19 protein-coding genes and 1 tRNA gene are annotated in these 22,436 nt (G+C 67.9%); 14 read left to right on the forward strand and 6 right to left on the reverse strand.

Features of this window, described 5'->3' with window-relative positions:
* Positions 1–7: 7 nt before the first annotated feature.
* Both mtaB and dapF read right to left on the reverse strand, forming a co-directional pair.
* Positions 8–1,267, reverse strand: coding sequence for a tRNA (N(6)-L-threonylcarbamoyladenosine(37)-C(2))-methylthiotransferase MtaB (gene mtaB / locus GVY41_RS11230; RefSeq protein WP_161346461.1), 1,260 nt, complete (start codon positions 1,265–1,267; stop codon positions 8–10).
* Positions 1,264–2,103 (reverse strand): diaminopimelate epimerase, encoded by an 840-nt coding sequence (dapF, locus tag GVY41_RS11235; RefSeq protein WP_161346463.1) that lies wholly within the window; start codon positions 2,101–2,103, stop codon positions 1,264–1,266. The genes mtaB and dapF overlap by 4 nt, the downstream gene beginning before the upstream one ends.
* 206 nt (positions 2,104–2,309) lie before the next feature.
* Here dapF and GVY41_RS11240 point away from each other — a divergent pair.
* Positions 2,310–2,386: transfer RNA gene (locus GVY41_RS11240), tRNA-Lys, on the forward strand.
* Between the two features lie 39 nt (positions 2,387–2,425).
* Here GVY41_RS11240 and GVY41_RS11245 read toward each other — a convergent pair.
* Positions 2,426–2,737 (reverse strand): DnaJ family domain-containing protein, encoded by a 312-nt coding sequence (locus GVY41_RS11245; RefSeq protein WP_161346465.1) that lies wholly within the window; start codon positions 2,735–2,737, stop codon positions 2,426–2,428.
* Positions 2,738–2,930: 193 nt separating this feature from the next.
* Between GVY41_RS11245 and GVY41_RS11250 the strand changes: the two genes are divergently transcribed.
* The 5 genes from GVY41_RS11250 to GVY41_RS11270 all read left to right on the forward strand — a co-directional run bounded on the left by GVY41_RS11250 (position 2,931) and on the right by GVY41_RS11270 (position 7,556).
* Complete coding sequence (locus GVY41_RS11250) at positions 2,931–3,884, forward strand: tripartite tricarboxylate transporter substrate binding protein (RefSeq protein WP_161346467.1); 954 nt, start codon at positions 2,931–2,933, stop codon at positions 3,882–3,884.
* Positions 3,885–3,948: 64 nt separating this feature from the next.
* Positions 3,949–4,425 (forward strand): tripartite tricarboxylate transporter TctB family protein, encoded by a 477-nt coding sequence (locus GVY41_RS11255; RefSeq protein ID WP_161346469.1) that lies wholly within the window; start codon positions 3,949–3,951, stop codon positions 4,423–4,425.
* Positions 4,426–4,435: 10 nt separating this feature from the next.
* Positions 4,436–5,965, forward strand: coding sequence for a tripartite tricarboxylate transporter permease (locus GVY41_RS11260; protein ID WP_161346471.1), 1,530 nt, complete (start codon positions 4,436–4,438; stop codon positions 5,963–5,965).
* 185 nt (positions 5,966–6,150) lie between these two features.
* Positions 6,151–6,579 carry a carboxymuconolactone decarboxylase family protein gene (locus GVY41_RS11265; protein ID WP_161346473.1) on the forward strand — a complete coding sequence of 143 codons (429 nt, stop codon included), beginning with the start codon at positions 6,151–6,153 and terminating at the stop codon, positions 6,577–6,579.
* A complete protein-coding gene (locus GVY41_RS11270) occupies positions 6,576–7,556 on the forward strand; it encodes a quinone oxidoreductase family protein (protein WP_161346475.1) in 981 nt (326 codons plus the stop codon). Before GVY41_RS11265 ends, GVY41_RS11270 begins: the two co-directional genes overlap by 4 nt.
* Here the strand turns inward: GVY41_RS11270 and GVY41_RS20545 are convergent.
* On the reverse strand, positions 7,553–8,128 hold the full coding sequence (locus GVY41_RS20545; RefSeq protein WP_161346477.1) for a TetR/AcrR family transcriptional regulator: 576 nt from the start codon (positions 8,126–8,128) through the stop codon (positions 7,553–7,555). The genes GVY41_RS11270 and GVY41_RS20545 overlap by 4 nt on opposite strands.
* Positions 8,129–8,241: 113 nt before the next feature.
* Here GVY41_RS20545 and GVY41_RS11280 point away from each other — a divergent pair, with 113 nt between their 5' ends.
* The 8 genes from GVY41_RS11280 (at position 8,242) to GVY41_RS11315 (ending at position 19,725) form a co-directional block, all read left to right on the forward strand.
* A complete protein-coding gene (locus GVY41_RS11280; RefSeq protein WP_161346479.1) occupies positions 8,242–9,486 on the forward strand; it encodes an efflux RND transporter periplasmic adaptor subunit in 1,245 nt (414 codons plus the stop codon).
* A 10-nt stretch (positions 9,487–9,496) separates the two neighbouring features.
* On the forward strand, positions 9,497–12,577 hold the full coding sequence (locus GVY41_RS11285) for an efflux RND transporter permease subunit (RefSeq protein ID WP_161346480.1): 3,081 nt from the start codon (positions 9,497–9,499) through the stop codon (positions 12,575–12,577).
* 150 nt (positions 12,578–12,727) lie between these two features.
* Positions 12,728–13,579: a flagellar motor protein MotB gene (locus tag GVY41_RS11290; RefSeq protein ID WP_161346483.1), complete on the forward strand. Its 852-nt coding sequence runs from the start codon at positions 12,728–12,730 to the stop codon at positions 13,577–13,579.
* Positions 13,580–13,662: 83 nt separating this feature from the next.
* Positions 13,663–14,970 carry a flagellar hook protein FlgE gene (locus tag GVY41_RS11295; protein ID WP_161346485.1) on the forward strand — a complete coding sequence of 436 codons (1,308 nt, stop codon included), beginning with the start codon at positions 13,663–13,665 and terminating at the stop codon, positions 14,968–14,970.
* A gap of 88 nt (positions 14,971–15,058) precedes the next feature.
* The gene (gene flgK / locus GVY41_RS11300; RefSeq protein ID WP_161346487.1) at positions 15,059–16,513 is read left to right on the forward strand and encodes a flagellar hook-associated protein FlgK; all 1,455 of its coding nucleotides are present in this window, start codon (positions 15,059–15,061) and stop codon (positions 16,511–16,513) included.
* A 3-nt stretch (positions 16,514–16,516) separates the two neighbouring features.
* Entirely contained in the window at positions 16,517–17,530 is a 1,014-nt protein-coding gene (locus GVY41_RS11305; protein ID WP_161346489.1) for a flagellin, read from the forward strand.
* Positions 17,530–18,627, forward strand: coding sequence for a flagellar basal body P-ring protein FlgI (locus GVY41_RS11310; RefSeq protein ID WP_161346490.1), 1,098 nt, complete (start codon positions 17,530–17,532; stop codon positions 18,625–18,627). Before GVY41_RS11305 ends, GVY41_RS11310 begins: the two co-directional genes overlap by 1 nt.
* 699 nt (positions 18,628–19,326) lie before the next feature.
* A complete protein-coding gene (locus GVY41_RS11315) occupies positions 19,327–19,725 on the forward strand; it encodes a DUF2177 family protein (protein WP_161346492.1) in 399 nt (132 codons plus the stop codon).
* A 51-nt stretch (positions 19,726–19,776) separates the two neighbouring features.
* Here the strand turns inward: GVY41_RS11315 and pufQ are convergent, their stop codons facing one another.
* Positions 19,777–20,154, reverse strand: coding sequence for a cytochrome PufQ (gene pufQ / locus GVY41_RS11320; RefSeq protein WP_268234506.1), 378 nt, complete (start codon positions 20,152–20,154; stop codon positions 19,777–19,779).
* A 6-nt stretch (positions 20,155–20,160) separates the two neighbouring features.
* Positions 20,161–22,428 carry an OmpA family protein gene (locus tag GVY41_RS11325; protein ID WP_161346496.1) on the reverse strand — a complete coding sequence of 756 codons (2,268 nt, stop codon included), beginning with the start codon at positions 22,426–22,428 and terminating at the stop codon, positions 20,161–20,163.
* Between the last annotated feature and the right edge of the window lie 8 nt (positions 22,429–22,436).

Genomic DNA, 22,436 nt, shown 5'->3' on the forward strand with positions numbered 1-22,436 from the left:
GCCCGCCTCAGGCCAGAAGCTGCGTCCCGTTCTGGCCGGTGATGGCGGCGGTCAGGATGGTGCCTTCGGGCTGATCGACGCTGAAGGCGACCTCGGTAAACTGCTCGGTGCGGCCCATGCGGGGGCCCTCGGTCAGGATCAGGTGGCGGCGGCCTTGCTGTGCTTGCAGGTGCCCGGCCAGCCGCGCCTGGCCGGCGGCGCGCAGACGGGCGGCGCGGTCCTTGATCGCCGGGCCGCGGACCTGCGGCATCCGGGCGGCGGGGGTGCCGTTCCGGGGGCTGAACGGAAAGACGTGCAGGAAGGTCAGCCCGCAATCTTCGACCAGTTTCAGCGAGTTTTCGAACATCGCCTCGGTCTCGGTCGGGAAGCCGGCGATGATGTCGGCGCCGAAGACCATGTCGGGGCGCAGGCGCCGGGCGTCTTCGCAGAATCGGATTGCGTCGTCGCGCAGGTGGCGGCGCTTCATCCGCTTCAGGATCATGTCATCCCCGGCCTGCAGCGACAGGTGCAGGTGCGGCATCAGCCGGGATTCGGTGGCGACGGCCAGCATCAGGTTGTCATCGGCCTCGATCGAGTCGATCGAGCTGATCCGCAGGCGGGGCAGGTCGGGCACGAGGCGCAGGATGCGCATCACCAGATCGCCGAGGCGCGGCGTGCCGGGCAGGTCGGCGCCCCAGCTGGTGAGATCGACGCCGGTCAGCACCACCTCGTTGAAGCCGCGCCCCACAAGGCGCTTGATCTGCTCGATCACCACGCCGGCGGGGACGGAGCGGGAATTGCCGCGGCCGAAGGGGATGATGCAGAAGGTGCAGCGATGATCGCAGCCGTTCTGGACCTGCACATAGGCGCGGTGGCGGCCGAAGCCGTCGATCAGGTGGCCGGCGGTTTCGGTGACCGACATGATGTCATCGACGAGGATCTTCTCGGTCGCGCCGATCAGGTCGGGCACGCGCGAGGCGAGGCCCTCCCAGGTGCCGGCCTGCATCTTCTCGGTATTGCCGATGACGCGGGCAACCTCGGGCATGGCGGCGAAGGTTTCGGGCTCTGTCTGCGCGGCGCAGCCGGTGACGATGATGGTGGCGCCGGGATGGGCGCGGGACAGGCGGCGGATTTCCTGCTTGGCCTTGCGCACCGCCTCGGCCGTCACGGCGCAGGTGTTGACGACCACGGCGTTTTCCACGCCTGCGGCCGCCGAAAGCTCTTTCATCGCTTCGGTTTCATAGGCGTTGAGGCGGCAGCCCAGGGTGGCGAAAACAGGGGCGGTCATGCGTGGCGGGCCAGGAAGTCGGGCGTCAGCCAGCCGTCGAAGACATGGGCCGTGGGGCCGGTCATCCAGACGCCGTCTTCGCGCCAGTCGATCTGCAGCGTGCCGCCATCGACATGCACGGTGACGCAGCGGCCGGTGAGGCCGCGGCGGGCGGCGGCGACCGCGGCGGCGCAGGAGCAGGAGCCGGAGGCGAGGGTGATGCCGGTGCCACGTTCCCAGATGCGCAGGCGGATCGAGTCGTGCGAGAGGACCTGCACGAACTCCACATTGGTGCGCTGGGGGAACAGCGGGTGATGCTCGAAGGCAGGGCCGTCGGCGGCAAGGTTCACGGCTTCGGCATCCTTCACGAAGAAGGTGCAATGCGGGTTGCCCATGCCGGTGCCGACCGGATCGCCCGGGACCGGCAGGTGCAGGGTGTCTGTGGGTTCGGCCAGCGGGATCTGGTCCCAGTCCAGCATCGGCGCGCCCATGTTGATGCGGGTCAGGCCATCCCCGGCATCCTCGGCCGCGAGCAGGCCGCGTTCGGTGCGCAGGGTCAGGGAGGGCAGGGCGGATTCGTCCATCAGGTAGCGGGCGATGCAGCGGGTGGCATTGCCGCAGGCGGCGGACAGCGAGCCATCGGCGTTGTAGAAGGTCAGGCGCGCCTCGGCGCCGGGATCTTCCTCGATCACCGCAAGCTGGTCGAAACCGACGCCCATGTGACGGTCGCCGAGCGCACGCGCCAGCGCCGCCGTCACCGGCAAAGTGCGGCGGCGGGCGTCGATCACCACAAAATCGTTGCCTAACCCGTGCATCTTCATGAACGGCAGGCCCTGCGGGGCGGATGAGTCCTTCATGGCGCGCGATATACGCGGGCGCCGGGGTTTTTGCCAGTGCCGCGATGTTTGCGCGGATTTTCCGCTTGACCGCACCGGAGGACGTTTCTAAGTAGGCGCCCTGTCGGGCCTGTCGCCCGGCCGGGGGTTCCGGCCGTGCTGCAGGGGTTTTTGCCAAGGGTCAAGTGATTGGCCCGGCTGGGGAAACGCCCGTATCGGGACGGTGAGGGCGGGTAGCTCAGTTGGTTAGAGCACGTGACTTTTAATCATGGGGTCGAGGGTTCGAATCCCTCCCCGCTCACCAGTCTCGGATAAGATCAATCAGATCATAGCGGTGGACGCGTCAGCAGCCCTGGAAGCGGCGCCGGGCCTCTTGCTCGATGGCGAGTCGCAGCTGCAGGTCGGCGAGTTTGGCCAGTTCCGGGGCGCGGGCGTCGCCGGTGATGCCTTGCAGGATGCGGGTCTGCTCCTCGATGGCCTTGCGCAGCTGGATCTCGCGCGGGAGGGCGCCTGCCTCGGCCATGATGCGGAAACCCACGGCTTCGGTGCTGGCATCTGCGCTGGCCAGCGGCTTGCCGGCGCCCTTGAGATTGTCCAGCTGCCCCTCGGCCTGAGCCTTCAGGATCTGCCGTTCTGCGAGGCTTGAGAAGCGCATTTTCCTGTCCTTCAGCGGCGGAAGGGCCTTCCCACCAATGTAATCGCGCGCCGGTCCCGCGCAAGGGATATGCCTGCCTGCCCCTTTTCGGCGAGGGGCACGGCGGGTCTAAAACCGTTGCATGTGAGATGCAAATATATTAGCACATCACTGTGGGAGAGCCCCATCCGGATTTTCTTGGGAGGAGAGACCAATGAAAACGCAGGTATTGCTTGCACTGACCGCCGCCGCCGCCCTGACGGCCACCAGCAGCCTTGCGCAGACGGCCTGGCCCGAGCGCACCATCAACGTCATCATCGGCGCCAGCCCGGGGGGCGACACCGATTTCAACGCCCGCACCATGGCGCGGTATTTCGAAGAGATCACCGGCACCGGCATGGTTATCACCAACATGCCGGGCGGCGGCGCGACCATCGCCACCTCGGCGGTGCGCGATGCCGAGGCGGATGGCTACACCATGCTGTTCGGCCATACCGGCCACCTGATCGTGACCGAGGTGTCGGGGCTGGCCGATTACGGCATCGACGACTTCGAGATCTGCTGCATTCCGGCGATCGACCAGGGAGCGGTGTTCGTGGCCAGCAAGGATTCGGGCCTGTTGACGGCGGCGGATGTCGCGGCGCGCGAGCCGGGCAGCGTGACATTTGGCACCGAGTTCGGCGGCTATTCGCATCTGCAGGGGCTGGTTTTCCAGCAGGCGACCGGGGCCGAGATGACCATCGTCGATACCGGGTCGGCGTCGGAGAAGATCGCGGCGCTGCTGGGCGGGCGGATCGACGTGGCCGGCATCGCCTATGGCGCGGTGCAGGACTATCACGCCGGCGGGCAGATGGTGGTGCTGGGGCAACCCAACCCCGAGCGTAACGCACTGCTGGGCGACATCCCGACCTTCACCGAGCAGGGCGTCGATTTCGTGATGAACAACCCCTACATCATCGCCTTCCCCAAGGGCACCGATCCCGAGATCGTGGCGAAGATGGGCGAGGTGATGCAGCAGATCACCGAGATCCCGGAATATGCCGCCGATCTGGAAGCGGGCTTCAAGCAGCCCGTCGCCTTCCTGCCGCAGGATGAGGCGATGACCCGGCTGAACGAGATCCGGGACGCCTACATGCCCTCGCGCGAGGCGCTGCAGGCCGCGCGCTGATCCATTGGCGCGGGCCGCAGGGCCTGCGCCGAACACCCCCACCTAGCAAAGGGAGGGCTGCGGCATGCGGCTCAAGGACGTGATCGTGGGCGGCGTGATGACCGCCGCGGGCATCCTCTATCTGCGCATGGGCAATGCGTTGCCGGAGAAGGAAGGCGTCGATGCCGCGACCGTGCCGGGGATCCTTGCGTGGATGATGATCGCGCTGGGGCTGATCGAGCTGGTGGGCGCGCTGCGCCGGCCGGCGGTTGCGGGCGAAGGGGCGGAGGCCACGGGCGCCATGGGCGGGCTGCTGACCGTCGGGCTGACACTGGCGCTGATCGCCGGGTTCATCGCGGCGCTGCGCCCGCTGGGATTTCCCATTGCCGCCGCGCTCTACCTCTTCTTGCAATTCCTGGTGCTGACGCCGCGCGGCGGCCGCCCGCCGGTGCCGCTCTATGCCGGGCTGGCCGTCGGTGCCGCCGTCTTCATCTTCGTCACCTTCCGCTATGGTTTCGACCTTTTGCTGCCCGCCGGCCCGCTGGTCGCCTGGCTGAACTGAGAGCTGATCCATGTTCGATCTTCTGATCCAGGGCTTCGCGGCGGTGCTGTCGCCGCAGATCTTCATCCTGATGGTGGCGGGGGTTGCCGTCGGCATCGTGTTCGGCGCCGTGCCGGGGCTGACGGCGGTGATGGCCGTTGCGCTGTGCCTGCCGATGACCTATGGCCTCGGCCCCGCCGCCGGCATCTCCTTGCTGATCGCGCTGTTCGTGGGGGCGACCTCGGGCGGGCTGATCTCGGCCATCTTGCTGAAGATCCCCGGCACGCCCGCCTCTATCGCCACCACCTTCGATGGCGGCCCGATGATGGAAAAGGGCGAAGGCGCCAAGGCGCTTGGGGTGGGGATCGTGTTCTCGTTCCTGGGCACCATCGCCTCTGTCGCGGCGCTGGCCTTCATCGCGCCCTCGCTTGCCAAGGTGGCACTGTCCTTCGGTCCGCATGAGTATTTCGCCATTGCGGTGTTCTCGCTGACGCTGATCGCCACGCTGTCCTCTGGCTCGATGGCCAAGGGCATCTTCGCGGGCGTGCTGGGCTTTGCGGTGTCCACTGTCGGCATCGCGCCGGTCGATGCGACCACGCGCTTCACCTTCGGGCAGGTGGAGCTGAACGCGGGCTTTTCGATCCTGACGGTGCTGGTGGGCATGTTCGCGGTGGCCGAGATCATCAAGGTCGCCGAAACCTCGCGCAACCCGGTCATCGGCGCGCCGCCGATCCTCATCAAGATCAAGGGTTTCGGCTTCAGCATGGCCGAGTTCATCGGCCAGATTCCCAATGCGACACGCTCGGCGGTGATCGGCATCGTGATCGGCATCTTGCCGGGAATCGGGGCGGGGACGTCCAACATCATCGCCTATATCGCGGCCAAGAAACGCTCGAAGACCCCCGAGAAATTCGGCAAGGGCACCATCGAGGGCGTGGTGGCCAGCGAGACGGCGAACAATGCCGGCATCGGCAGTGCGATGATCCCGTTGCTGACGCTGGGGATTCCGGGCGATGCGGTGACGGCGATCATGCTGGGCGGGCTGATGATCCACGGCATCCAGCCGGGGCCGATGCTGTTCCTGACGCAGGCGCCGCTGGTCTACACCATCTTCGCCGCGCTGATCGTGTCGGCCTTCCTGATGCTGCTGCTGGAGTTCTGGGGGCTGCGGATCTTCATCAAGCTGCTGGCGATCCCCAAGCACATCTTGCTGCCGGTGATCCTGGTGCTGTGTGCGGTGGGGGCCTTCGGGCTGGCGAGCCGGGTGTTCGACATCTGGACGATCCTGGCCTTCGGGGTGCTTGGCTATGGCTTCGTGAAGGCGGGGATCCCGACGGCGCCGTTCATCATCGGCTTTATCCTGGGGCCGATGGCCGAGACCAGCTTCCGCCGCGGGCTGCAGCTGTCGCGGGGGGATTACACGGGGTTCCTGACCAACCCGATCTCGGGCACGTTCCTGGTGCTGGCTGTCGTGTCGATCCTGTGGCAGGCCTATAGCGAATACCGGAGCACGCGGCGGCCGGCGGCGGTGAACCTGCTGAAGATGGGCGGCGAGGAGTGAGGGGCTGAGCCAGCCCTGCGGCAGCAGGGGGCGGCGCGCCCGGGGCCGGCGCCGGGGGTTTTCCACCCCCGGACCCCCGGAGGATATTTTTGCCAGCAAGAAGCCGAAAGCAGGGGCAATGCCATCGACTTGACGCCGCCCCGCGCGCTGCCATTGTCGGCGCGTGACATGCGGAGGAGGATGCCATGCCGACAGTCAGCCCGCCCGCCGAGCCCGAGGCCGACCCGCGCGTCAAGGCGGTGTTCGACGACATCCGGGCGACGCGGGACAGCGACTTCATCAACAACTTCTGGCTGTACCTGGCGTTCGATGCCGATCTGCTGGCGGCGACATGGGCCGAGGTGAAGGGGATCATGGCCGCGCCCTCGGCGCTGGATCCGAAGGTGAAGGAGATGATCTATGCCGCGGTGTCGGCGGCGAATGCCTGCGACTATTGCGTGCATTCACATCTGGCGGCGGCGCGGGCCAGGGGGATGACCATGGCGGAGCAGGCCGATCTGTTCCGGGTGGTGGCGCTGGCCGGGAAGACCAACCATCTTGCCAATGCAATCCGCCCGCCGGTGGACGCCGTATTCGTGCAAGGCATTGAGACCAAGAGGGAGAGAGACGAATGACAGACGCCTATGCGATGGCGGCGCGTGCGCCCGGGGGCAGCGACATGTTCCACAAGGTGGCGATCACCCTGCCGGAACCGGGGCCGGGGCAGGTGCGCATCCGCCATACGGCGGTGGGGGTGAACTTCCTCGACGTCTATTACCGGGGCGGCAGCTATCCTTGGCCGGTGGAGGCGGATCTGGTGACCGGGTCCGAAGGCGCGGGCGTGGTCGAGGCGGTGGGCGCGGGTGTGACCGAGTTCGCGGTGGGCCAGCGCGTGGCCTATACCACGCCGAACGGCGCCTATGCGACGCACCGGCTGCTGGAGGCCGCGCTGCTGGTGCCGCTGCCGGATGACATTGCCGACGAGATCGCGGCGGCGGTGATGCTGAAGGGCCTGACGGCGCAGTATCTGCTGCACCATTCCTTCCCGGTGCAGGCTGGGCAGACCGTGCTGTTCCATGCGGCGGCGGGGGGCGTGGGCCTGATCGCCGGGCAGTGGCTGGCGGCGAAGGGTGTGCGCGCCATCGGCACCGCGGGCGGGCCCGAGAAATGCGCGCTGGCGCTGCAGAACGGCTATGACGCGGTGATCGACTACCGCGCGCAGGACTTCGTGACCGAGGTGGGCACGCTGACCGATGGCAAGGGCGTGGCGGTGGCCTATGACAGCGTCGGCCGCGACACGATCATGGGCTCGCTCGATGCGCTGGAGCGGTTTGGCACGCTGGTGAGCTTTGGCCAGTCGTCGGGCGCGCCGGACCAGTTGAAGATCAAGGACCTGACCAAGGGATCGTACCGGCTGACGCGGCCGACGCTGTTCCACCATGTCGCGCGGCGCGACTGGCTGCTGCGGGCGGCGGAGGATCTGTTCGGGATGATCCGGTCGGGCAAGATCGTGATCCGCATCGACCGCACCTTGCCGCTGGCCGAGGTGGCCGAGGCCCATGACGGGCTGGAGGGGCGGCGCACGACCGGATCGACGGTGCTGATTCCCTAAGGGCAGCCCGCCTGATCGCCGGTCAGCAGCGCGGCCAGATCGCGCAGAACAGTGTCATTGCCCTCTTCGGGGCGATGTGCGTCTGTCAGCTTTTCATGCATCAGCCCCTCGCAGGCCAGGAACACGATGGCGGCCCGGCGCGGATCGGGACAGCGGGCGAAGAGGGCGCGCAGATCGTCGCGGAAGGTCAGAACCGGCTCCATGAAGGCCGGATCCTCGAGCATGGCGGCAAAGGCGCCGCTGGCGCCCGCGGGGGTGCTGCACATTTCTTCCCGCAATACATCAAGATAGCACAGCGCGGCGGTCAGCGCGGGCGCGGTGCCGGACAGGGCGCCGGGGGCGCGCGCCTCCAGCTCGGCCCGGACGCGGCTGACATGATCGGCGACCATGGCGCGCAGCAGCGCGTTCTTCGACGGGAAGTGATAGAGCAGGCCGCCCTTGGACACGCCGGCCTTTGCTGCGACAGCATCGAGCGACAGGCTGGAAGCCCCTTCCTCGCAGGCCAGTTCTCCGGCAGCATCCAGAAGACGCTGCCGTGTGGCCGCCGGGTTGCGTGTGCGCGGTTTTGTCACTGAAGTCTTTCCTCCCCGATTGACTTTACCGTCCGGACGGTACAGTTGTTGCCTCGAAAATGAAAGACTCAACTGCGAAGTACCTTTTCACGCCGGGGTCTCAGGAGACAAGAATGGTAAAGCGCCTTTTCATCGCCGTGATCCTGCTGGGCCTGGTCGTCGGCGGCATCGTCGGGTTCAACCTGTTCCGCGACAAGATGATCGGCGAGTTCTTCGCCGGGATGACACCGGCCCCCGTGGCCGTGTCGGTGACGGTGGCAGAGCCGATCACCTGGACCCCGGGGCTGGAGGCGGTGGGCACCGCGCTGGCCGCGCAGGGGGTGGACCTGTCGGTGGAGGCCGCGGGCGTGGTGCGCGAGGTGCTGTTTGCGCCGAACCAGCAGGTCAGCGCCGGCGACCAGCTGGTTCAGATCGACGACCGGATCGAGCAGGCCGACCTTGCTGCGGCGATTGCCGGGCAAGAGCTGGCCGAGACCGAGCTGACCCGCAGCCGCACCCTGCAGCAGCGGGGCGTGAGCACGGCCAACACGCTGGACACCGCCGAGGCGACGGCGACCGAGGCCCGCAGCCGGGTGCAAAGCCTGCGCGCGGTGCTGGAGCAGAAGCAGTCGGTCGCGCCCTTTGACGGGGTGATCGGGATCCCGCGGATCGAGGCGGGCGAATATGTGACCCCGGGCACCATCTATGCGACGCTTCAGGATCTGGACAGCATGCGGGTCGACTTCTCGCTGCCCGAACAGGAAGCCGGGATCGTGAAGATCGGGATGCCGGTGACGGTGTCGTCCGAAGTCGGCGGCGTGACCGCCACGGGCAAGGTGACGGGCATCGAGCCGAAGATCGACCCCAACTCGCGGCTGGTGACGGTGCGGGCCGAGGTCGAGAATCCCGAGACCGCGATCACCCCGGGCCAGTTCCTGCGGGTGCGGGTGGAATTGCCGGTCGAGGAGGGCGTCATCGCCCTGCCGCAGACCGCCGTCAGCTCCAACCTCTACGGCGATTCCGTTTACATCGTGCGGGCGCCCGAGGCCGAGGATGAGCCCGAACGGGTGGAGCAGGTGTTCGTGACGCTTGGCCGCCGGACGGGCAGCGTGATCGAGATCCGCGACGGCGTGGCGGCGGGCGACCGCGTGGTCAATGCCGGGCAGAACCGGCTGAGCGGCAATGCGGCGGTGACCATCGACAATACCGTGGCGCCGGTGGCTGCTGCGGTTCCGGCACCGGGCGAAGCTGCCGCCGCCGAAAGCGATGCGGCGGCCGATCCCGGTGCGGCCGACGCCGCACCTGCGGCACCCGATGCGGGCGACGCCGCGCCTGCGGCACCCGGTGCGGGCGACGCCCCACCTGCGGCAAACGAGTGAGGGCAGAGCGGTGAACTTTTCCGAAATCTTCATCCGGCGGCCCGTGCTGTCGACGGTGCTGGCCGCCTTCATCCTGCTGCTTGGCGCCCAAGGGCTGCTGAACCTGCCGGTGCGGCAATATCCCGAGGTCGAGGAGACGGTGGTGACCATCACCACGGTCTATCCCGGTGCCTCATCCGACCTGATCCAGGGCTTCGTGACGGCGCCGATCGCGGCCGCCGTGGCGACGACCGAGAACATCGACTATGTCAGCAGCCAGTCCACCCCCTCGGCCTCGGTCGTGTCGGTGAGCATGCAGCTGGGGGCGGACCCGGATGTGGCGCTGACCGACGTGCTGTCGAAGGTGCAATCGGTGCGCGGGCAGCTGCCTGCGGATGCCGAGGACCCGATCATCGTGAAGGGCACCGGCGATCAGTTCGCGCTGATGTATCTGGCGGCGATCAACCCCAACATGACCGCCGAGCAACTGACCGAGTATCTGGAACGGGTGATCCGGCCGCGGATGTCCACTATCGAGGGCGTGGCCGAGATCCAGGTGATCGGCGCGGCGAACTATGCGATGCGGGTCTGGATCGATCCCTTGAAGCTGGCCGCGCGGGGCGTGACGGCGGCGGAGGTGGCGCAGGCGATCCAGGCGTCGAACTTCCTGGCGGCGCCGGGCAAGACCGAGAATGAATTCTTCGCCCATGCGATCACGTTGCGGTCCACGCTGCAGACGCCCGAAGCCTTTGGCGCGCTGCCGCTGTCGGGCAGCGGCGACAATGTGGTGCGGCTGCGCGATGTGGCCGAGATCGAGCTGGCATCCGAGGACGGGGCCGAGATCGTCACCTTCAACGGCCAGTCGGGCACCTTCATCGGCCTGTTCCCGACTCCTGCCGCCAACCCGCTGGACACCGCCGCGGCCGTGATCGACGAGCTGCCGGCGATCAACGATGCGCTGCCCGAGGGCATGACCATCGAGCTGGTCTATGATTCCACCGAGACGATCAGCGCCTCGATCAAGGAAGTATTCAAGACCATCGCCGAGGCGGTTGCCATCGTGGTGGTGGTGATCTTGCTGTTCCTGGGCTCGTTCCGGTCGGTGCTGATGCCGATTGTCACCATCCCGCTGTCGCTGATCGGGGTGGGTATGGTGCTGCTGGCGCTTGGCTACTCGATCAACCTTCTGTCGCTGCTGGCGATGGTGCTGGCCATCGGCCTGGTGGTGGATGACGCCATCGTCGTGGTGGAGAACATCCACCGGCATATCGAGGATGGCATGACTCCGAAGCGCGCCGCCATCAAGGGTATGGAGGAGATCACCGGCCCGGTCATCGCCATGACGATCACGCTGGCCGCCGTTCTGGCACCGCTGGCCTTTACCGGCGGCTTGACCGGGGCGCTGTTCACCGAGTTTGCCTTCACGCTGGCCGGGTCGGTGATCCTGTCGGGGATCATCGCGCTGACGATCACGCCGATGATGGCGGCGCGGCTGCTGAAGCACGGGCAGACCAGCAAGTTCCAGCGGATCGTGGACGGGTCTTCGGACCGGCTGGCGAACTGGTATGAGCGGCGGGTGTCGTCCTCGCTCAATTACCGGCCGGTGACGATGCTGATGGTGCTGGCGCTGGTAGGCGTGACCGGGTTCATGTTCACCAAGACCTCGAGCGAGCTGGCGCCCGAAGAGGATCAGGGTGCGATGTTCGCCTTCCTCAGCGGGCCGCGCTACGCGACCAAGGACTACACCTCGCTCTATACCGATCAGATTTCCGGGCTGACATCGGAGATCCCCGAGGTGAACACCGAGTTCTCGATTGCGGGCTTCGGCGGGCAGACCAATTCGGGCATCTACATCTGGGTGCTGGATGACTGGGCCGACCGTGACCGCAGCCAGGCCGAGGTGCAGGCCGAGATCCAGGGCAAGCTTGACGGGGTTGCCGGGATCCAGGGCTTCGTCTTTGCGCCGCCGACGCTGCCGGGCACCGGAGGCGGGCTGCCGATCTCGATGGTGATCCAGTCGATCCATGCGCCCGAGCGGGTGGTTGAAGTTGCCGAAGAGATCAAGAACAAGGCGCAGGCCAGCGGCAAGTTCATCGTCGTGCAGAACTCGCTGGCCTTCGATGCGCCGCAGGTGACGGTGACGATCGACCGTGAGCGGGCGGCGAGCCTGAATGTGCCGGTGTCGGAAATCGGCTCGACGCTGGGGCTGCTGGTCGGGGGCGGCGCGATCTCGCAGTTCGACCGCGATTCCAACAGCTATGACATCATCACGCAGGTGCCGCGCGAATACCGCGAGAACCCGGACAGCCTTGGCAAGTTCTTCGTGCGGGCGGCCGATGGCGCGATGGTGCCGCTGTCCTCGGTGGTGACGATCTCGACCGGGGTGACGGCTGCATCCATCGAACAGTTCAACCAGCTCAACTCTGCCACGATCACCGCATTGCCGCTGCCGGGGATCTCGACCGGCGAGGGGCTGGCCGAGGTGGTGGCGGCGGCCGAGGAGCTGATGCCGGACGGGTTCTTCATCGACTATTCCGGCCAGTCGCGGCTGGAGGTTTCGCAGGGCAACACCATCGTCATCGCCTTCGCGGCGGCGCTGGTGGTGATCTATCTGGTGCTGGCGGCGCAGTTCGAAAGCTTCCGCGACCCGTTCATCATCCTGATGTCGGTGCCGCTGTCGATCTTTGGCGCGATCCTGCCGCTGAACCTCGGGCTTGGCACGCTGAACATCTACACGCAGGTGGGTCTGATCACGCTGATCGGCTTGATCACCAAACACGGGATCTTGCTGGTGGAGTTCGCCAACCAGCAGCGCGAGCAGCACGGGCTGACCAAGCGGCAGGCGATCATCGCTGCGGCCAAGGTGCGTCTGCGCCCGATCCTGATGACGACGGCCGCCATGGCGCTGGCTGTGGTGCCGCTGATCATCGCCGAGGGCGCCGGGGCTGCGGCGCGGCAGGCGATGGGGATCGTGATCTTCTCGGGCCTGATCCTTGGCACGATGTTCACGCTGTTCGTGGTGCCGATGTTCTACACGCTGATCTCGCGCTCTGACGGGGCCTTCGCGCTGGAGAAGCTGCAGCACGAGGCCGAAGCGCAAGGCCGCGCCTGAGCCGGACTATCTGCGGAACCGCCGCGTGCCCTGCCGGGTGCGCGGCGGTTTTGCGTTTCGGGCCAGCCGAATAGGCGCAATTGCGGCGGTTAAGGCGCGGGTAAGCGGGCGCTGCTATCCCTTACCACGGGTGAATATGTGGGTGGTGGGATGGGCGCGGTTAAAAACGCGGCACCAGTCATCATCAAACGGAAGAAGGTCGTGGTTGGCGGGGGCCACCACGGCGGCGCGTGGAAGGTGGCTTACGCCGACTTCGTGACCGCGATGATGGCGTTCTTCCTGTTGATGTGGCTGCTGAATGCGACGACGGAAAAGCAACGCAAGGGCATCGCGGATTACTTCAATCCGACGATTCCGATCAACCGGATTTCTGGCGGCGGCGAGGGTGCCTTTGGCGGCGATAGCGTGTTCTCGGAAGAGGAGATCGCGCAGAACGGCACTGGCGCGTCGGGCTTCAAGCCCACCGAGGAGCGGCAGGCGGTGGGCCGGACCGGCACCACGGTGCAGGACGAGCGGGCGGCGGAGGCCGAGGCGCGCGACATGGCGCGCATGGAGTCGATGCTGAAGGGCTTTGGCGGCGAAAGCATGGTGACAGAAAACCTTGCGCGCCACATCGTGACCCGCCTGACCGACGAGGGCCTGATCGTGGAGTTTTTCGATCTGGAGGACGCGCCGCTGTTCGCGGAAGGCACCGCCGATCCGATGCCTGTGACGCGCGAGCTTGCCGGGATGATCTCGCGGGTGTTCGGGCTGGTCGACAACGAGGTGGCGGCGCAGGGCCATATCAGCGCGCCGCCCGAGGTTTTGCGCAAGGACCCGTCCTGGGACCTGTCCACCGCCCGGGCGCAGGCGCTGCGCATCCTGATCGAGGAGGCGGGATTCGAGCCGCGGCGGGTGCAGCGGGTGACGGGCTTTGCCGACCGGATTCCGGCGGTGCGCAACCCGATGGCGGTGCGCAACAACCGGGTGGAGGTGATCTTGCTGCGCTCGAACCGGGTCTAGGGCGGCGTTAGCGGGATGTTAAGCGCCAGTGCGGCAGGGTGTGTCCGATCGAGGGACGCAGCAGCAGAAAGGCGCTAACCCGCATGTCCATCTCCTCCTCGCTGAATTCCGGCGTGGCCGGCCTTGCGGCCAATGCCACCCGGCTTGCGACCATTTCCGACAACATCGCCAATTCCAGCACCTTCGGCTACAAGCGCGCCGAGGCCGATTTCGAAAGCCTGGTGATCACCAGCACCTCCGGCTCTGGCACCTATTCGGCGGGCGGGGTGCGGGCGACCACCTCGCGCCTGATCGACCAGCAGGGCGCGCTCGTCTCGACCTCCAACGCGCTTGATATCGCCATTTCGGGCCGCGGGATGCTGCCGGTGACCACCGAAGTGTCGCTGAACGCCACCACGGGCGACAAGCCGATGATGATGACCTCGACAGGGTCATTCCACACCGACGCGGACGGGGTGCTGAAGACCAATTCCGGACTGGTCCTTCTGGGCTGGCCGGCCAATGCCGATGGCACGATCTCGACCTTTCCGCGCGATACGCTGGCGGGGTTGCAGCCGGTGGTGATCAACGCCAACCAGACCGCGGGCGACCCGACGACCGAGATGAACCTGGGCGTCAACCTGCCCGCGACCGAAACCGAAACCGGATCCAGCGGCGATGCGCTGCCGCTGTCGGTGGAGTATTTCGGCAACCTCGGCACCTCGGAGACGCTGGATATCTCCTTCACGCCGACGGTTCCAGCCACGGGCTCCTCGAACGAATGGACGATGGTGATCCGCGATTCGGCGCAGGCCGGGGCGGTGATCGGGGAATATACCCTGACCTTCGATGACAGCCGCGGATCGGGCGGCACGCTGGCCTCTGTGGCGGTGGTGTCGGGCGGCGCCTATGACAGCGTGGAGGGCACCCTGGCGCTGACGGTGGCGGGCGGCCCGCTGGTGATGACCATCGGCAAGATCGGTGATGTCAACGGGCTGACCCAGCTCTCTGACAGTTTCGCCCCGACCTCGATCACCAAGGATGGCTCGCCAGTGGGCAACCTCACCGCGGTCGAGATCGACGAGAACGGCTATATCACCGCCACCTATGACACCGGATTCACCAGGCGGATCTATCAGATCCCGCTGGTCGATGTGCCCAATCCGAACGGGCTGACGGTGATGAACAACCAGACCTTCCAGGTCTCGCCCGATTCGGGGTCGTTCTTCTTGTGGGATGCGGGGGACGGGCCCACCGGCGCCGTGGTCGGCTATGCGCGCGAGGGATCGACCACCGATGTGGCCGGGGAGCTGACCTCGCTGATCCAGACCCAGCGGGCCTATTCCTCGAACGCCAAGGTGATCCAGACGGTGGACGAGATGCTGCAGGAGACGACGAACATCAAACGCTGATCGTGAACACTGAGCCGCGCCAGAAGGCCGCGGTGGACACTTGCAGGCGGAACGCGGCGGGCACCCGGAACGCGGGCGGAGGACGGGCATGAGCATTTCCAGCGCGCTGTCGAACGCCCTGTCTGGGCTGACCGCCAGCGCCCGCGCGGCCGAGGTCGTGTCGAACAACGTGGCGAACGCGCTGACCGAAGGCTATGCACGGCGCGAGCTTGGCCTGTCGACCCGCAGCCTTGGCGGTGAAGGTGCGGGGGTGAAAGTCGACGGTGTGGCGCGGGTGCAGAACCGCACCATCCTTGCCGACCGCCGGCTGGCCGATGCCGCCGCGGGCAATGCCGCGCTGCGCCAGAAGTTCCATACGGATCTTGAGCAGTCGATCGGCACCTCGGACCAGCCGGGATCGCTCACGGCGCGGATGAACGATCTGGAATCGGCGCTGATCGCCGCCGCCAGCCGGCCGGACAGCGAGGCGCGGCTGCAGGACGTTCTGGCCAGCGCCAAGGGTCTTGCCGGGCATCTCCACGCCGTCTCGGACGATGTGCAGGCGATGCGGATGGCGGCCGATCAGGAGATCGCGGCGCAGGTCACCGCGCTGAATGACGCGCTGGTGCGGATCGACAGGCTGAATGCCACCATCCTCGCGCAGCGCAGTTCCGGCAGCGACGCGACCGCGCTGATGGACCAGCGCCAGCTTCTGGTGGACCGGGTGTCTGCCATCGTGCCGGTGCGCGAGGTGATGCGCGACAATGACCAGATCTCGCTCTACTCCACCGGCGGCGCGGTGCTGCTGGAGGGCAATCCGGTCACGATCGGCTTCACCGCGGTGGGGATCATCACGCCGGACATGACCCAAGCCTCGGGCGCGCTGTCGGGGCTGACGCTGAATGACCAGCCGATCCGCAGCGCCGAGAATGGCATCCTGGGCGGCGGCACGCTGACGGCGCTGTTCGCGGTGCGGGACGAGCTGGCGGTCTCTGCGCAATCGCAGCTGGATGCGGTGGCCCGCGACCTGATCGGCCGCTTTGCGGCGCCGGGAGTGGATCCGACGCTGGCGCCGGGTGCGCCGGGCCTGTTCACCGATGCCGGCGCCGCCCTCGATCCACTCAACGAGGAAGGGTTGGCGGCACGCCTCTCTGTGAACGCGCTGACCGATCCGGGCCAGGGCGGCGCGCTGTGGCGGCTGCGCGCCGGCCTGGGGGCCACCTCCCCCGGCGATGTCGGCAGCGCCGCGATCTTGCAGGCGTTGGCAGACGCCCTGGCCGCACCGCAGGTTCCGGCCTCGGGCAGCTTTCTGGGCGCGGCGCGCTCTGCCTCGGGTCTGGCGGCGGACCTGCTGTCGCAGGTCTCGGGCGCAAGGCAAAGCGCCGATGACAGCAGCGCCTTTGCCGGCGCCAAGCAGCAGACGCTGGCCATCGCGCTGGCCTCGGACGGGGTCGATACCGATGCGGAGCTGCAGAACCTGCTGATGGTCGAGCAATCCTACGCCGCCAACGCGCGGGTAATCTCGGCGCTCGACGAGATGATCCAGCAGATCATAGGGATGTAGGCGATGAACTTTACCTCGATCGGAGATCTCGCCATGGGCCTGCAGATGCGCCAGCAGAACCAGCAGCTCAAGGAGCATCTGACCCGGCTGTCCTCCGAGGTGATCTCGGGTGTGAGGCAGGATGTGGGCGCGGCGGTCTCGGGCGATTTCGCGGCGCTGTCGGGGATCGAACGCGGGCTGCGCACGCTGGAGGCCTACAAGCTCTCGACGGGCGAGGCGGCGCTGTTCACCGGCACCTTGCAGACGGCGCTTGGCCAGGTGGCCGAGATGGGCGCGGGGCTTGGCGTGCCGCTGCTGGCGGCGGCGACCACGGCCAATCCGGTGCAGGTGGATACGCTGGCCTACACCGCGCGGCAGAAACTGGGTGCGATGGTCGGCGCCCTGAACCTGCGGGTGGCGGATCGCTATGCGCTGTCGGGGGCTGCGACCGACACGCCGCCGCTGGCGGGGGCCGGGACGATCCTGTCGGCACTGCAGGGGGCGGTGGCGGGTGCGAGCACGGTCAGTGACATCGCCGATGCGGTAGCCGACTGGTTTGACGCGCCGGCGGGGGGCGGCGGGTTTCTGGACGTGGCCTATCAGGGTGCGGCTGCCGGGCTGTCGCCGTTCCTGCTGGGGGAGGGGGACAGCGCCGAACTGGCGTTGACCGCGGCCGATCCGCGGCTGCGGGCTGCGCTGGCGGGTGTGGCGCTGGCGGCGCTGCTGGATGATGGTTTGCTGGGCGGCGATACGCTGGCGCGGGGCCAGATCGCGGAGCGCGCCGGCACCTGGATCCTGAATGCCGAACCGGGGCTGACTGCCCTGCGGGCCGAGCTTGGCACCACCGAGGCGCGGATCGACGAGGCCGCGACCCGCAACTCGGCCGAGGTGGCGGCGCTGAAGATCGCCCGCAACACGCTGATCGGCGCCGACCCCTATGAGTCGGCCGCCGAGCTGGAGGCGGTGCAGAGCCAGCTGGAAACGCTCTACACCCTGACTGCGCGGGTCGCGCAGCTGTCATTGGCGGATTACCTGTGATGCTGAGGTTGACCTTGCTGCTCTTGTGCCTGCTGCCCTCGGCCTTGGGGGCGGCGCCGATCCGCATCAAGGATCTGGTCGAGTTCGACGGGGTGCGCGGCAACGATCTGGTGGGCTACGGGCTGGTCGTGGGCCTCAACGGCAGCGGCGACGGGATCCGCAACGCGCCTTTCACCGAAGAGATCATGGCCAATATCCTTGAGCGGCTGGGGGTCAATGTCTCGGGCGAGGAGTTCCGGCCCAAGAACGTGGCCGCAGTGCTGGTGACGGCGGCACTGCCGCCCTTCGCACGGGCCGGCGGGCGGATCGACGTGACGGTGTCGGCCATCGGCGATGCCAAAAGCCTGCTGGGCGGCACGCTGGTGATGACCCCGCTGAACGCCGCCGACGGGCAGATCTATGCGGTGGCGCAGGGCACGATCATTGCCGGCGGCGCCGCCGCCGGAGGGGCGGGGGCGCAGGTGGTGCAGGGGGTGCCGACCTCTGGCTCCATTCCTTCCGGCGCGCGGGTGGAGCGGGAGCTGGACTTCGACTTTGCCGGGCTCAACGCGCTGCGGCTGGCGCTGCGCAGCCCGGATTTTACCACTGCCGCCCGGATCGAGACCGTGATCAACCGCGAATTCGGGCGCAACGTGGCGGTGATGACCGATTCGGGGACGGTAGCGCTGGATATTGCGGCGACGCGGATGGCCTCGCCCGCCCATGTGCTCTCGCGCGTGGAGAACCTGACGGTGGAGCCGGAGGGGCGGGCGCGGGTGGTCGTCGACCAGCGATCGGGCACCATCGTGATGGGCGCCGATGTGCGGATCAGCCGGGTTGCCGTCAGCCAGGGCAACCTGACGCTGCGGATCGAGGAGGCGCCGCTGGTGGTGCAGCCGAACCCCTTCTCGGAAGGCGAGACGGTGGTGGTGCCGCGGACCGAGGCCGAGATCATCGAAGAGCCGGGGATCGGCATGGCCGAGGTGACGGGCGGCAGCAACCTGTCGGAGGTGGTGGCGGGGCTGAACGCGCTTGGCGTCAGCCCGCGTGACATGATCGACATCCTCAAGAGCATCAACGCGGCGGGCGCGCTGCATGCGGAGTTTCTGGTGCATTGAGGGGACTGTGAAGGCGGGCCGGACTGTCAGGCTGAGTTCCGCCCAGACGCGCCAGCGGAGGTCCGGGTCAGCCGCCGCTTGGGCGCGGGCGGGAGGTTCAGCGCCTGTCGTTCGGGGCCGGTGTTTCTGGGGCGGGGGGCAAGGCAAGGAAACAAGTTTCCGCAGACCCGCCCGTCAATGCGGTGTAGCGCGGCCGGGTGGTCGCGGGAGGCTCTGCGCAAGCCGGTGTGACGCGATGCGCCCAGGCAGTGCAGCGGGGTGCGTGGCCGGCGCTCGGCGGCCGGTCGCTGGGGGAGTTGGCGGTGCAGCTTGTGCAGAGCGCGCGGTGCGGGGCAGAGGGGTTGCAGCGAAGCCGGTGCAGGCAGGCGCTCCTTCTTCTCCCCAGCTGGTAGCAAGGCTGGCTCGATCGGCGGGCGGTCTGGCCTGGCGTGCGGGCGCGTCTGCGCGTCTGTCGCGGCGGTGGCGCCCGGGCGAATCCTGCCAGTCTGGTGGCCATCGGATGCCATCTCAGCCTATCGCGCAAGACAGGTGCCTGAACCGCTTCCTCTGGCGCGGTTGCGGGCAGAACGGCATCCTTCGCAAACTGGCAGCGGCGATGGTCGGGTGCAGGCGCGAGCCAGTCCTTCCGCGTCGCGCCCCGCCGCACTGGTCTGCGCCCACTGCGGCGCTATCTGAGGGCAAGCAACAGCGGAGCCCTTCATGCAGATCGCCATTCTCTACCTCTCGACCGCCGCCATCTTCCTTGCGCTGGATGCGCTGATGCTGACCCGGGTGATCCGCCCGCTGTTCGAGCGGCATATCGGCGAGATGCTGCTCCCCGATCTGCGGCTGGGGGCGGCGGCGGCGTTCTACCTCGCCTATGTTGCGGGCGTGGTCTGGCTGGTGTCGCTGCCGGCGCTGCGGGCGGGCGCGCCGCTGCAGGCGCTTGGCACCGGCGCGCTGATCGGCGCAATGGCCTATGGCACCTACGAGTTCACCAACTATGCCACGCTGAAGGGTTGGCATCCGGTGATGGTGGCGACCGATCTGGCCTGGGGCACGGTGCTGACGGCGGTGTCGGCCTGGGGCGGGGTGATGATCGCCTCGGCGCTGCGCTGAGCGGTCCGGAGCATTGACCCGGGTGCCGAGACGGCGCCGCGCGCGTCCCCCTCAGCCGCGGTTCACCCGTTCGATGTAGCTGCGCAGTTCTTCGGCTTCCTGCCGTGCGTCGCGCAGGCCTTCCATGGCGGCGCGCAGTTCGGCCTCGGTCTGGTTCAGCTGGCTGACCAGTTCCTGTTCGCGCTGTTCAAGATAGGCCAGCGCCTGGTCGCGGGTTTCCTCTGCCTCGTGCAGGGCCTGGGCCATCTGGTCCAGCTCACCCATCTCGGCCTGGGTGACGCGGGTCAGGCGGTGCAGCAGCCAGGAGGCAAACCACCCCAGGCCGAAGGCGACAAAGAGAATGATCGCCGTGGCGATGATGAATTCGGTTCTGTTCATGTCATGTCCCCGTCGCCTGTCCCGTGTGTGTGTTCGTCTGGCGGGTTGGATCCCGTCCTAGTCTGCCGTGTCGCCCCCGGCCGCCTCGGCTGCGCGCGCTTCAATGGCCGCCGGTCGAACCGGAGGCTTGATGGTGTCGTCGCCGGGGGTCTGCACCTCGACAGGGGCGACCTCAGGGACCGCGTCCGCGGAGCCGACGGCCGCTGCGCCCTCGGCGCCAGCGGCAAGCTGCGCCTCGGCGGCGGGTTCAGGTGCGGCGTCAGCTGCCGTCTCTGCCGCGGGGGGGGCTGCCGGGGTCACTGGTTCCGAGACGACCTCTGCGGTTGCCGCCGCAGGCTCCTCATCGCCGCTGCCCTCGTCTCCACTTCCGGCCTCCTCCGCCACCGCGTCTTCGGGGCGAGGTTCCGGCCGGCCCGCCTCGGGGGCCGCAGCAAGCTCTGCGGCATCGGGGATTTCGGCACCCTCTGCCAGCGGCGCGTCGGCGGGCATTCCGGGGTCCGTGTCACCCCCCAGCAGGGTGAACTCGATCCGCCGGTTCGCCTCGCGGCCTTCCTCGGTGCCATTGTCGGCGACCGGACGGCTTTCGCCATAGCCGGTGGGGCGCAGGTTGCCGGTCAGGATCCGCCGTTCCATCAGCGAGGCGACGACGGCCTCTGCCCGGTCTTCAGAGAGGGCAAGGTTCATCTCGTCGCCGCCCTGGCTGTCGGTATGCCCGGCAACCTCGATCGGGTAGTCGGCGCAGTCCTTCAGCGCCTCGGCGATCTGGTCCAGCAGCGGCCGGGCGGAAGGCGAGAGCGTGGCCGAGCCGGGTTCGAAGGCGATTGCGCCCCCGTCGAGCACGGCGGCGATTTCGGCAATGCACTCCTCGGCAGTGGGCAGGGCCAGAACCGGGTCGAGCTTGGGCTCATAGCGCACGCGGATGTCGAATTCCTGCCCCTCGCCCAGCTTTGCCGAGAGCAGCCGCGCAATCTCGGCGGCGGTATTGGTATTGCCGGTCACGCCTTGCACGCGCACCAGATCGGGGCGCACCAGCACATTTCCCTCGGCCAGCGCGTCGAGCGCCTCCAGCGCGGCGAGGGCGCGCACCGGCCAGCCCTCGGGCAGGGCCGGGTCTATGCGGGTGGCGATATAGACATTGCCGATGCTGAACCGGGCGCGGGCGAAGTTTTCCACCGCGCTGCGGGTCAGCGCATCGGGCAGGCGGCCCCGGACCTGAACCCGGCCTTCGGCCGACAGGGTCGCGGTGAACTCGGGCGGGCCCTGGTTGGCGGTCGCCTCGGGCTTGGGGGTCAGCACCGCGGTCAGCGAGAACACCTCGGGCAGGGCGGTGTCGAGCTCGCCCACCACATGGTCGAAATCGGCCTGGCTCACGCTGTCGGCGGCGATCAGCGAGACATCGGCATCGGACAGCGTGACCGACCCGGCGCCGAGTTCGGCCATCGCGGCGATGGCGGCCTCCGAGGCTTCGGCCCAGGCAGGCGAGGGGACGCCCATGCCGATGGTGCAATCGCCGGCGGCGGCCCCGGCGGCGCGGGCCGCGGCAAGGATCCGGCCACGGGCCTTCTCGGTATCGGCAGAGCACGCATCGAAGCGCGGGCCTTCCTCGTCGATCAGGAAGCGCAGGGTGAAGGGGGTGATCACGGGGCGCGGGGCGGATATATCCAGCGTCAGGATAAGGCCGGCGGGCACGTCGCGGCGCAGCGCAGCCTCCAGCCTTGCCTTCTGGTCGGCGCTGTCGGTGATGGCGGTGATCGCCACCCGCGCCGCGCCGATGGAGATCTTCGAGCGCGGCAGGTCGGCCAGCGCATCGAGGCCGAAGTCCAGCGCATCGTCCCAGCCGTCGGGCGCGGGGTGGCTGGCGGTTTCCAGCATGTCGGTGACGGTGCCGCCGCGGGCGAGCGAGGTGATGCGGGTGACGATGTCGTCACGGCCTTCCGAGGCGGGGACGAGCCCGATCAGCGAGATGCCGTCATCGTTGCGCAGCACCTCGACCGAAAAGTCGGGCGCCTTGATCGCGGCGGGGTCGGGCACCGTCATCGCGTCGATCACCCTTCCGGCATCGACCACCGAGCCTGCGGCACCAAGGGCGCGGAAGCGCGTCGCCTCGGTCGGGGCCTCGCCGGTCAGGGTGATGCTGAGCCCGTCGGCATGGACCCCGGCCCAGGAATGGCCCTCCTCGGTCAGGGCGCGGCGGACGGTGGTGGCCGAAACATCCTCGATGGCCGAGGCCGCCCAGGTGGCGGCCATGAAGGACAACAGCGCAGCCAGGCCGAAGGCGATGAGGCCGATGGACTGGATGCCGAGGAGTTTCGGGGCAAGACGCATTCGGGCGG

The organism is Frigidibacter albus, assembly GCF_009908165.1.
Lineage (GTDB): Bacteria > Pseudomonadota > Alphaproteobacteria > Rhodobacterales > Rhodobacteraceae > Frigidibacter > Frigidibacter albus.